11 protein-coding genes are annotated in these 10959 nt (G+C 69.2%); 4 read left to right on the top strand and 7 right to left on the bottom strand.

The annotated features are described in order from the left end of the window. Positions 1-264: IclR family transcriptional regulator domain-containing protein (locus ACQUS8_RS15800; RefSeq protein WP_435102876.1), on the top strand; the 264-nt coding region annotated here is incomplete at its 5' end. 302 nt (positions 265-566) lie between these two features. Then, on the top strand, positions 567-1652 hold the full coding sequence (locus tag ACQUS8_RS15795; RefSeq protein WP_435102874.1) for a Gfo/Idh/MocA family protein: 1086 nt from the start codon (positions 567-569) through the stop codon (positions 1650-1652). Between the two features lie 257 nt (positions 1653-1909). On the opposite strand, the gene ACQUS8_RS15790 is transcribed toward ACQUS8_RS15795, so the two are convergent. The 7 genes from ACQUS8_RS15790 to ACQUS8_RS15760 all read right to left on the bottom strand — a co-directional run bounded on the left by ACQUS8_RS15790 (position 1910) and on the right by ACQUS8_RS15760 (position 8935). After that, entirely contained in the window at positions 1910-2632 is a 723-nt protein-coding gene (locus tag ACQUS8_RS15790) for a hypothetical protein (protein ID WP_435102878.1), read from the bottom strand. A 120-nt stretch (positions 2633-2752) separates the two neighbouring features. Next, positions 2753-3541 carry a helix-turn-helix transcriptional regulator gene (locus ACQUS8_RS15785; protein WP_435102872.1) on the bottom strand — a complete coding sequence of 263 codons (789 nt, stop codon included), beginning with the start codon at positions 3539-3541 and terminating at the stop codon, positions 2753-2755. Between the two features lie 273 nt (positions 3542-3814). Further along, a complete protein-coding gene (locus ACQUS8_RS15780) occupies positions 3815-4396 on the bottom strand; it encodes a hypothetical protein (RefSeq protein ID WP_435102870.1) in 582 nt (193 codons plus the stop codon). 454 nt (positions 4397-4850) lie between these two features. Continuing rightward, positions 4851-5600, bottom strand: a complete 750-nt coding sequence (locus ACQUS8_RS15775; protein ID WP_435102868.1) for an SDR family oxidoreductase — start codon at positions 5598-5600, stop codon at positions 4851-4853. 25 nt (positions 5601-5625) lie between these two features. After that, positions 5626-6540, bottom strand: coding sequence for a DMT family transporter (locus tag ACQUS8_RS15770; RefSeq protein ID WP_435102866.1), 915 nt, complete (start codon positions 6538-6540; stop codon positions 5626-5628). Positions 6541-6649: 109 nt separating this feature from the next. Then, positions 6650-7183 (bottom strand): hypothetical protein, encoded by a 534-nt coding sequence (locus ACQUS8_RS15765; RefSeq protein WP_435102864.1) that lies wholly within the window; start codon positions 7181-7183, stop codon positions 6650-6652. Between the two features lie 81 nt (positions 7184-7264). Continuing rightward, positions 7265-8935 (bottom strand): thiamine pyrophosphate-binding protein, encoded by a 1671-nt coding sequence (locus tag ACQUS8_RS15760; protein ID WP_435102862.1) that lies wholly within the window; start codon positions 8933-8935, stop codon positions 7265-7267. 91 nt (positions 8936-9026) lie between these two features. Here ACQUS8_RS15760 and ACQUS8_RS15755 point away from each other — a divergent pair, with 91 nt between their 5' ends. Together ACQUS8_RS15755 and ACQUS8_RS15750 are read left to right on the top strand one after the other, a co-directional pair. Further along, complete coding sequence (locus tag ACQUS8_RS15755) at positions 9027-9998, top strand: D-2-hydroxyacid dehydrogenase (RefSeq protein ID WP_435102860.1); 972 nt, start codon at positions 9027-9029, stop codon at positions 9996-9998. A gap of 51 nt (positions 9999-10049) precedes the next feature. Continuing rightward, positions 10050-10958 (top strand): ribokinase, encoded by a 909-nt coding sequence (locus ACQUS8_RS15750; RefSeq protein WP_435102858.1) that lies wholly within the window; start codon positions 10050-10052, stop codon positions 10956-10958. The last annotated feature ends 1 nt before the right edge of the window (position 10959 follow it).

Raw genomic sequence — 10959 nt, 5'->3', positions numbered from 1 at the left:
CCGGCCACTATCACCGACGAGGAGGAACTGTTCGCGGAACTCGAACGCACCCGCGAGCGTGGCTACGCCATCGACGATGAGGAGCGTCTCCGCGGCCTGCGCTGTGTCGCCGCGCCCATCCTCAGCAACGAGGACCGCGTCCTCGGCGCGGTCAGCATCGCCGGCCCGACCAACCGACTCCAGGGCGAACTCTTCGAGGAGGAACTCCCCGAGCGCCTCCTCGAGACCGTCAACGTCATCGAGCTGAACGTCACGTATTCGTAACTACCGATCGGTCATATCGGACGGTCGTTCTCTTTTCGTGAACGGCGGTGCAGGGTTGAGAGGAGGTTTACAGCCATACGACCATCAGTTATGACGGGTGGATCGGGAGGTTCGCGCGCCGTCCGCAACTCGTGGGTAGGCAGAACAGGTTCACCGACGACCGGCGCACGTTCGCTGGTGGAGAACAGAGTGGGGGCCGTCCGAATATTTTGTCCGGTGTCGACGGATGTCCAGGGCAGTGGCTCGCGCACGGGAGCGGCGCAGGTAGCTTTATGCGTCGGCGTGCAGAGGAGTGTTCACAGATGTCGTACAACGTGGTTCAGGTCGGCACGGGCGGGCAGGGCGAGAACTGGTGTCGGGCGTTCCTCGCGCCGCACGTCGAAGCCGGGCGCATCGAGCCCGTCGCCGCGGTCGACGTGGACGAGGACGCCCACGAGAACGCTATCGAGGGTCTCGGGCTCTCGCCCGAGGAGTGTTACACGGACATCGAGGAGGCGTTCGCCGCACACCCCGAGGCGGACTTCTGTACGGTCGTCGTCCCGCCGTGGATTCACGAGGAGGTCGTGGACGCGGCGCTCGAGCACGACCTCGACGTGCTCTCCGAGAAACCCATCGCGGACACGCTCGAGGCTTCGGTGCGCATCGCCGAAAAGGTCGAGCGCGCGGGCGCGAAGATGGGCGTGACGATGAGTCACCGCTTCGACGCGGACAAGACGACGCTCCGGCGCGAACTCCGCGAGGAGCGCAACGGCCCGCTCGACTACATGGTCGGGCGCTTCACCTGCGACCTCCGCGAGTACGGCGAGTGGGGGGCGTTCCGCCACGACATGGACCACCCGCTCCTCGTGGACGGCGCCGTCCACCAACTCGACTTCCTCGCGGACATAGCGGGTGAACGCTGCGAGACGGTCTACGCGGACACGTGGCTGCCCGAGTGGGCGGAGTACGACGGCGACTGTCAGGCGCTCGTCCAGATGCGCATGGAGAACGGCGTCCGCGTCAGTTGGGAGGGGGCGAAGGCGAACGCCGTCGGCCTGAACAACTGGGGACAGGACTACGTCCGCGCGGAGTGCCGGGACGCGACGCTGATTCTCGATGACCGCGACCTCGTCCGCCACGCCCATCAGGAGAACCCCGAGCGCTGGGGGCGCGGTGACGACGACCCCGAGGCGATTCCGCTCGACGAGCGTGAGCATTGGTCGAACACGTGGCTCGTCGGCCAGTTCTGCGAGTGGCTCGACGGCGGCGAGCCGATGGCGACGAATGTCCGCGACAACCTCCAGTCGGTGGCGCTCGTCGAGGCCGCCATCGAGTCCAGCGAACGCGACGAACCCGTCCGCGTCCAAGAACTACTCCGCGAGGCGGAGGAAGCAGTCGACATCGCGTAGTCCCGGGTGAATGCAACAGATGTCAGAGATGTCTATCGGGTAGTCAGCCGTGGAAGTAGTCCCATAGAGAGGGTACAAGTTCAGAAAGAACCAGTAGAAGGGTGAAATTCGTTCAAAAGTGAAACAGACAGCAGGTTTATACCAGTTTCTCCGTCCGGTCCAGTATCTCTAATATCAGTAATAAGAATTGGAAGGAAGACTGGTCGAATAGCGAGAGAGTATATTTTATGGCTATTTCCACTCTTTCGCGGCGTCGCTCAGAGCGGGAGGCCGCCCCAGCGGAGGTAGACCATCGCGGCGATAATGACGAACTGGAGGACGCCCTGGAGGCCGGAGAGTTTGGCGTTGCGAAGGCCGATTTCGCCGATGAGGTCGGTGTCTGGGTTCTCGGAGGTTATCTGGCGATAGATGCGCACTTCGCCGGGCATGAGGACGCCGTTGCCGACGACGGTGAGGAGGGTGATGACGACGAGGACGAGCACCATGACGGGACTCGTCATCGCGAAGCTCCCCATCGTGGTGAGGAGGAAGGCACCGCTGCCGACGACGGCGAGCGCGAACCACGCGAGCCACCGCCAGTCGCGGAAGGCGTCGAACTGGTAGCCGATACTGAGGAGCGACGGGACGGTGACGGCTGCGGTGAAGAGCGCGAGCCACGGCATCGCGTGTGGGAAGACGCCCATCCGCATCGCGAGCGTGATACCGCCGAAGGTGGTGATGGTCGCGAGCGTCGGCATGACGAAGAAGAGTTTCGGCGTGAACTTCTCGAAGACGGCGGCCCGAACACGTGGGTCGAGGCCGCCGAGGACGGGGCCGATGACGGCGGCCATGAAGACGTCGATGCCCGTCCAGAGGACGCCGGCCATGACGTGGACGTAGGTGTGTTGCTGGACGCTCGCGGCGGTGACGCTGTAGACGAGCGCGAGGACCGGTATCGCGACGACGGCGAGCGCGAACGCGGGGTTCGCGCGGCGCGCCATGCCCGTGATGGTCTGGCGGACCGACGTTCGGGACGACGGACTCTCTGACGGTCGTGTCATGCTGACGACTGTCTCAGTAGGGCACTTGACACTACCGGTCGCGGCGACGACGGTCCGCCCTCAGCGGTCGTCGTGGAGCGACGCGGGCGCGCTCGCCGCGTAGTACTCCTCGTACGTCTCAGTGGCCCACGTGTACGCGTCCTCGGAGCAGGTGCGGACGATACCCTGAACCGCACCGGTCGGGCCGAAGACGACGACGAGGACGGCCGGCGTCGGTTCCTCGACGGCGAGCAGACCGAAGGGGAGGGTGGTGTCGACGTGGCGGAGGGAGACGGCGTCATCGGCGTCAGCGAGGCGGCCGTCGGCGGCGTAGTCGTCGCGGAGGGCCTGCAGCGCGGGGCGCTCGAGGACGAGCTCGGCCTCGAAGTCGGGGGCGGTGTCGTCGGCGAACATCGTGACGAAGTCGTCGCGGACGACGGGGCTGAACCCGCGGAGGCGGGTGGCGTCGGTGACGACGTCGCGTATCGTCTCGAGGAGTCTGTCGGGCGCGTTCCGGTCGGGTACGTCGACGTCGGCGTCGAGGAGCAGTGTCGGGTCGATGGGGCTGTCGGCGACGGCGCTCGCGAGGAAGCCGGACGGCCGATACTGGCCGACAGTCTCGAGGAGACGCTGGTAGCGCCGGAAGACGAGCCACCCGTAGAGGGTGGGTCGGTAGCGACTGCCGTTCTCCGTGAGGACGCCGTTGTCGGCGAGTTCGGTGAGTGCGCGGTAGACCGTGGACTTGGAGACGCCGAGGTCGGCGGCGAGTTCGCGACGGGTTGGGGAGCCATCGAGGAGCGCGGCGAGCAGGTCGTAGCGCTCGGCGACGGCGGATATCGTCCCGTGTGGGTCAGGTTCTTTACCTGACATAGGTAATCGGTACAGCCCTCACGTCACGGACATAGGTCCGCATGCTCATAACTGCACGTTTCGGGAGGACTGTCACATTTCGGAATGTCGATCAGATAGACCAGTAGACAGGTCAGGGGTGAAACTATCATCGGGGCTAGTGTCGCTCCCCGTGGGCGACGGCAGTGACGGGCGGTCCAGTCTCGTCGGGGGCCGACCACGCCTGCCGCCGCCTCACACGCGGGTTCCGGGGGGAGAAGCACCGACGGGCCGCCAGTCGGGGGCCCGCGTGTGTCACTCACCGTCGCGTTCGGCGTCGACCACGTCGTCGAGGACGCTGTCGCCGAAGCAGACGACGAGCAGCGCGCCGACGAGGTCGAAGGCGACGTCGTCGAGCGTGTCGCGCCGGCCGTACTGGATGAGGAGGGGCTCGAAACCGAAGCGCTCGGCGGCGGTGTGGACGACGAACTCCAGCACCTCCCAGAGGAGTCCCGCGCCGACGGTGACGCCGAGGACGTAGCGCGTCGGGTCTCTGTCGTGGCGGCGCGCGAAGAGATGGACGAGCGAGCCGACGAGCGACGCGGAGAGCGTGTGCGTGACGTGGTCCCACCACCAGACGTCGTCGTAGGGTCCGAGCATCCCGGTGGCGTGGAGGAGCATCGACCCGGAGAGCCAGACGCGGTGGCCGGGTCCGAAGGAGAAGCCGAAGGCGCGCCGGAGGGCAGTGGGGAGGAACGTCGCGACGAACGCGACGAGGCCGTTCACCACTGCGCCGGGGTTGCGCTGTCGGACGCCGGCGGCGACGACGCCGAGGACGGCGATGCGGAGCGCCCAGTCGACGGCGTCGCCCGTGCGCGCGAGTCTGTCCGTGCTCACAGTAGCGGGGAGACTCGGTGCGAGGAGTTAACTACGGTGGTCGCGCACGACGGTCGGGGGCACGACCATGCGGGGCGGCTCCGCGGACGGACGGCCGAAGTGCGCTCCGCAGACGGTCCGACGGGTCGGACGCGCCCGCGAGTCTCGGCGAACCCAGCGCGTGAACGGCCGGAGTCGAACGCTCACACAGTCGCGTCGGCTAGCGCGCCTCCGCAGCCGACGTACGCAATCGCACCACTCACTCGACCCGCCCAACACACCCACTCAGCAATACTGTCCAGTATTACTGTTCAGACAGACTGTGCAGTAGTACTGCTAAGGTCTGCTGGTCGGGCGGGCTGTCCAGCCGCGTTGGTCGTGTGGCACACACAGTGCGTCGACGTGGACGACCAGGACGAACGAACGGACCGACCGGACGGCTCACGGGGTCGGGAAAACGGTTCCGCGGACGGCCTCACCAGTCCGCGAACTTGTCGCGGCGGAACAGGTCGAGCTCCTGGACGACGTTCGGGTCCTCCTGCTCGGCGGCGAACGCGATGGCGTCCGCGACGTCCGCGGGTGATGCGGCCTCGCCGGGGTCGAGTTGCTCGCTGAACGCCGCGCCGTCCTCGCTCCCGAACTCGGTGCGGACCTCCGTCGGGTTGACCGCGGTGACGCCGACGCCCTCGGTGCCGGCGTTCGCCTGCACGCTCAACGCGAGGCCGCGCGTCCACCATTTCGTCGCCGCGTAGACCGGGCTCGCCGGCCGCGGATACTGCCCGGACATACTACCTAGGAAAATCAGGTTTCCCTTACTCTCCTTCAGGTGGGGCATCGCCGCGCGCGCGACGTAGAACATCCCGTCGCAGTTCACCGCCATCATCTGGTGGTACGCGTCGAGGTCGAGGTCCTCGATGGTCGTCTCGTCGCGCCCGAGACCGGCGTTGTTCACCACAATGTCGAGGCCACCGAGTGTGTCGACGGCGTCCGAGACGAGGTCCTCAACGGCGTCGGCGTCGGTGACGTCCGCCGGGTGGACGAGCACGTCGACATCGTAGTCGTCGGTGAGTTCGTCCCGGAGCGCTTCGAGGCGACCAGTACGTCGTGCGCTGATCGTGACGTCCGCGCCGCGCGAGGCGAGTTCGCGCGCAGTCGCTTCGCCGATGCCGGAGCTCGCGCCCGTGACGAGCGCGACCGAGTCGGAGAGTGTGTCGCTGTCGCTCACAGTCGAGCGCGCGAGTGTCAGGCCCTTAGGCGTTGCCCCCCGGGGCGCCGGTGGCGACGAAGTAGACGCCCGTGAGGGCGACGGCACCCCCGACGAGCGTGACGACTGACGGCACCTCATCGAGGAGAAGCGCGGCGAGAAGCGTGCTGACGACGGGCGTGCCGAGCATCGCGGCGCTCCCGACGCTGGCGTCGACGTGCTCGAGCGACCAGTTGAACCCCGTGTGCGTGAGGAGGCCGGGCCCGGCGGCGAGGCCGAGGAAGATGAGCCATTCGCGAAGCGGGAAGGGGTGTGCAATCGGGACGCCGGTACCGACGGCGAAGACGCCGACGGCGAGCGTCGCGATGGCGTAGACGACTGTCACGTAAGGGAAGAGCGGGAGGCGCTGGCGGACGGAGCGTCCGGCGAGCGTGTAGCCGGCGAAGCCGATGGCCGCGAGGACGGCGAAGGAGTTGCCGAGGAGGGGTCGTGGGCCGCCGAGCAGGGAGCTGACGAAGACGCCACCCGTCGAGAGCAGCGCGACGCCGGCGAGCGCGACGGTGAGACCGGCGACCATCCGGCGGGAGACGCGTTCGTCGAGGAGGACGAACGCGCCGAGCGGCACGATGGCGGCGTGGAGTTGAGTGAGCGTCGTCGCGGCGGCCACCGTCGTCCAGTTCACGCTCTTGAAGAAGACGAGGAAGTGACCGGCGAGGATGACGCCGGAGACGACGCTCACGAGCAGGTCGCGCGCGGAGACGGCCCGGAACGCCTCGCGGTGCCGGAGGTAGGCGACGGGCGCGACGGCCGCCGTCGTGAAGAAGAGCCGATAGAAGACCTGTGTCGCCGTCGGCGCGCCACTCCACCGGATGAGGATGGCCGCGCTGCCGCCCGCGAGGATGGCGAGCACCAGCACGAACGGCGCGAGCGCGCCGGGGTCTGAACGGAAGCGATCGAGCATTCGTCCCCGAATTCACGGGACGGCGACAAGAAGGGCGCGATACGGACGGCGACGGCGTCGACGTGACCCGGAGTGTCCGGGGCAACCGCAGACGTGTCGAAGCACACAGTCAGTCGGCGCCGTCGCCGTGCGCGCCGGGAGGCAGGTCGCCCGGGTCGTGATACCACATGTACCGGTTTCCGACGAGGATACCGACGACGTCGACGCAGAGCATCGCCCAGACGGGAATCGCGTACGCCGGCCCCAACAGGGGCGAGACGAGCGCCCAGAACAGCGTCAGCGGCGCGGCGATATAGAGGAGGTGGTGGACGTCCCACTCGGCGAACGCGACGGCGAGGTAGACGTGGACGCGGTCGCGGCGACTCCACGCCGACCCGGCGCCGCGCACGGTGACGGCACCGGCCGCGGCGACGAGCGCTAGGAGCGCGTAGGTTGATGGGTAGGCGAACGTGACGAGGTAGGCGACGGCGTTGACGGTTCCACCCGGGGTGACGCCACGCACCGCGTCCAGCAGGTCGGGCGCGACGACGGCGAGCGCGAACCCGGCGTAGCCGGTGGCCAGACACGCGGTGGCGAGTCGGCGGCCGACTGGCCCGACCCGGTCGTGCAGCCGGAGGGCCGTCCGTCGAACGGGGGCATGCACGGCTACGTCAACGTCGGGTCGGGCGGTATTTAGCAGTACGTGTGGTTTCCTCGCGGAACCAGCCGGCGCGGGAGTGGCGTCCTACGCGAAGTCGAGGTCGCTCTCGTAGTCGCTCGCCGCGGCCGCGGAGGGTTCGTCGGACTCGACGGTGACGTCGACGAGGTCGGGGCCGTCCCGCTCGAGCGCGGCGGCGACGGCGTCGCCGGCCTCGCGGGCGGTGTGCACGGTCGTCCCACGCACGCCCATCCCCTCCGCGACGGCGGCGAGGTCGGCGCGCTCCCACGCGAACGCCTCGGATTCGGACTCGCGGATCTTCGGGGACTTCGAGATGACGCCGTAGTCGGCGTTGTTCGAGACGACGGTGACGACGTTCAGACCCTCCTCGGCGACGGTGTGGAGTTCGTGCAGGCACATCATGAGACCGCCGTCGCCGGTGAGGCAGACGACAGGGGCGTCGTCGTCGCGCCCGACGGCCGCGCCGATAGCGGCGGGGAGGCCGACGCCCATACCCGCCCACGACCCTGCAGTGACGAACGTCTCCGGGGCGTAGGCCTCGAAGGCCTGCATCGACCAGAGGCGAAACCCCCCGACGTCCGTCGTCACCGGCACGTCGCGCGGGACGGCATCCCGGACGGTGCGCAGGAGCGCGGGCGTCACCGCGGGCGCGCGTTCGGCGTCGAGCAATCCCCGCTCGCTGAGGTGTGCGTGGTACTCCTCGCGGACCGAGCGGCCGACCTGCGCGCCGTCCCACCCACCATCGGAGTCGAGGCCGTCGCGCAGTCGGTCGGCGGCGTTCGCGACGTCGTCGACGATGGCGACGTCCGCGTCGTAGGCGGCGTCGATGTCGTCGAGCGAGAGCGTGACGTGAATCAGCGCGTCGCCCATCGCGAGCGACCAGTGGTCGGTGGTGACGCCGTCGAAGTCCGTCCCGAGGGCGAGCACGACGTCCGCGGCATCGAGCGTGGCGACGGCGCCGGCGGGCGTGTGGCTCCCCGTGACGCCGAGGTGGCGGGGGTCGTCCCCGGGGACGACGCCCTTGCCCTTGTAGGAGGTGAGGACGGGCGCGTCGAGGCGTGCGGCGATTCTGCGGGCGGCCGCGGCACCGCCAGTAGAACGCCGCGCGCCGCCGCCCGCGTAGACGAGGGGGCGCTCGGCGTCGTCGAGCAGGGCGCGCGCCGCCGCGTAGGCGTCAGCGTTGTCGTACGTCCGGGTTTCCGGCGTGACGCTCGCGTCCGGCGCGTCGCCGACGCTGCCGGCGAGCAGGGGCGACGGGACGCCGAGGCGGACGGGACCGTAGGGTTCGGTGAGCGCCGTCTCGATGCCCGCCGCGACGGCGCTCGGGAGGTCGACGGCGCGCTCGACGGAGACGTTCTCCTTCACGACGGTGTCGAACGTCTCGGGGTCGAGTTCGTGAATCGGGCCCTTCCCACGCTCGGCGGGCGCGACGTCCGCGGAGACGTGGAGTATCGGCACGCAGTCCTCGGCGGCGTTCTTCAGGCCGTGCATCGCGTTCGTGTCGCCCGGGCCCGGCACGGTTAGAGTGGCGGCCGGGCGGCCGGTCGTCTCGTAGTAGCCCCACGCGACGTGCGGAATCGCCGTTTCGTGGCGCGCCATCACGTACTCCATCCCGTCGCGTTCGGCGACGACCCGGTCGAGTGGGAGCGTCTGAGTGCCCGGGAGGCCGACGAGCACCTCGACGCCGGCCTCGCGGAGGGCGTCGTAGAGGACGTCGGCGCCAGTCCGGTCGGTCATACGCGTGAGAGCGAGCGCGGGGTACAAGGCAGTATCCCCCGACCCCTGCCGTCGGCGGTACAGTTATGCCGCGTTCGCCGGACGAACGACCATGAGCGAGCACACGATTCTCGTCCTGCGCGAGGGGACGCACGGCATGCCGATGCGCGAGTACGCCGACGCGATTCGCGAGCGCCGGCCCGACGATGAAGTCGTCCTCGCACGAACCCGGAGCGAGGAGCACGAGTTGATTCCCAAGGCGGACGTCGTGACGGGTGGTGGCCTCGACGCCGACCTCCTCGAGCGCGCGGAGAACCTCGACCTGTTCGCCGCCATCTCCGCGGGCTACGAGCACCTGCCGCTGGCGGACATCACGGCGCGCGGCGCCGTCGTCACGAACGCCTCGGGCGTCCACGTCCCGAACATGGCCGAGCAGGTCGTTGGGAACCTCCTCGTGTTCGCGCGCCGCCTCGATGAGGGGTGGCGCCGCCAGCAGGAGCCGCGCTGGGAGCACTATCAGGCGACCGAGTTGAAGGGCTCGACGGTCACGGTCGTCGGCCTCGGCGCCATCGGGAAGGGGGTCGTCGCGCGCCTCGAACCGTTCGGCGTCGACACGATCGGCGTGCGCTACTCGCCCGAGAAGGGCGGTCCGACGGACGAAGTCGTCGGCTTCGACGGCCCGGACTTCGAGGCGGCGCTCGCCCGCACGGACTACCTCGTGCTCGCGTGCCCGCTCACCGACACCACCGAGGGCCTCATCGACGACGACGCGTTCGCGACGCTCGCGCCGGACGCCGTCCTCGTGAACGTCGCGCGCGGCGGCGTCGTCGACACGGACGCCCTCCTCGGCGCGCTGCGGAGCAACAAACTCGGCGGCGCCGCGCTCGACGTCACCGACCCCGAACCCCTCCCGGAGGACCACCCGCTCTGGTCGTTCGACAACGTCCACATCACGCCGCACATGGCGGGGAGCACGCCCGAGTACTACGAGCGCTGCGCGGACATCCTCGCGCGCAACCTCGACACGGTGGACGAGACGGGCGCGTACGAGACCCTGGAGAACGCCGTCGCGGAACCCGAGTAACCGGTCGGGTTCGGTACGGTTTAGGCGGACGGCCCGCTGACTCCTACTCGAATGTCCATCGTAGTCGTGGGGTCGTACGTGGCGGGATTGACGATGCAAGTGGAGCGGTTCCCAGTCGTCGGGGAGACCATCTCGGCGTCGTCGTTCGCGGAGGGCGCCGGCGGCAAGGGGTCGAATCAGGCCGTCGCGGTGTCGCGCCTCGGCGTCGAGTCCGCGTTCGTCGGCCGGCTTGGGGACGACCGGTACGCCGAGGACGCGGAGGAGCTCTGGGAGCGCGAGGGCGTCGACGCCGAGCACGCCGAGCACGTTCCGGGCGCGACGACGGGCGTCGCGTTCATCCTCGTGGACGACCAGGGCGAGAACCAAATCGTCGTCGCGGGCGGCGCGAACGACACGCTCGGCCGGACAGAGGTCGAGGCCGCACGCGACGCCATCGCGGACGCGGACGTCCTGCTCACCCAGTTGGAGATTCCCGTCGAGGCGGCGGAGGCGGCGCTCGACGTCGCGAACGACGTGGGCACGACGGCGATTCTGAACCCGGCGCCCGGCCACGATTTACCCAGTGACGTGGTGGCGAAGGCGGATTACCTCACGCCGAACGAGAGCGAGGCGCGCGTCGTCGCGGGCCGCGAACCGGACGACGACGTGGACGACGAGACGGTGGCGCGCGAACTCCGCGAGATGGGCGCGGGCACCGTCGTGCTGACGCAGGGTCCGAACGGCGCAATCGCGCTCACCGCGGACGGCGTCGAGTCCGTGCCGGCACCGAGTGTCGACGTCGTGGACCCGACGGGCGCGGGCGACGCGTTCAACGCGGGGTTCGCCGTCGGCCTCCACGAGGGCATGTCGCTGGCGGACGCGATGGCGTTCGGCTGTCGCGTCGGGTCGCTCGCGACCACCGAGGAGGAAGTCGTCCCGGCGCTCCCGGAGCGAGCGGCCGTCGAGGCGCTGGAGGAGTAGG

Origin of the sequence: Halarchaeum sp. P4, from assembly GCF_051195175.1 — an archaeon.
Lineage (GTDB): Archaea > Halobacteriota > Halobacteria > Halobacteriales > Halobacteriaceae > Halarchaeum.
This window is presented reverse-complemented; position numbering and strand designations above follow the sequence as displayed.

Coding starts and splice junctions, on each gene's coding strand:
- ACQUS8_RS15790 (WP_435102878.1), bottom strand. CDS start 2,632: ATGGCGCGCCGCGCGAACCCCGCGTTCGCGCTCGCCGTCGTCGCGATA.
- ACQUS8_RS15750 (WP_435102858.1), top strand. CDS start 10,050: ATGTCCATCGTAGTCGTGGGGTCGTACGTGGCGGGATTGACGATGCAA.
- ACQUS8_RS15785 (WP_435102872.1), bottom strand. CDS start 3,541: ATGTCAGGTAAAGAACCTGACCCACACGGGACGATATCCGCCGTCGCC.
- ACQUS8_RS15755 (WP_435102860.1), top strand. CDS start 9,027: ATGAGCGAGCACACGATTCTCGTCCTGCGCGAGGGGACGCACGGCATG.
- ACQUS8_RS15760 (WP_435102862.1), bottom strand. CDS start 8,935: ATGACCGACCGGACTGGCGCCGACGTCCTCTACGACGCCCTCCGCGAG.
- ACQUS8_RS15770 (WP_435102866.1), bottom strand. CDS start 6,540: ATGCTCGATCGCTTCCGTTCAGACCCCGGCGCGCTCGCGCCGTTCGTG.
- ACQUS8_RS15795 (WP_435102874.1), top strand. CDS start 567: ATGTCGTACAACGTGGTTCAGGTCGGCACGGGCGGGCAGGGCGAGAAC.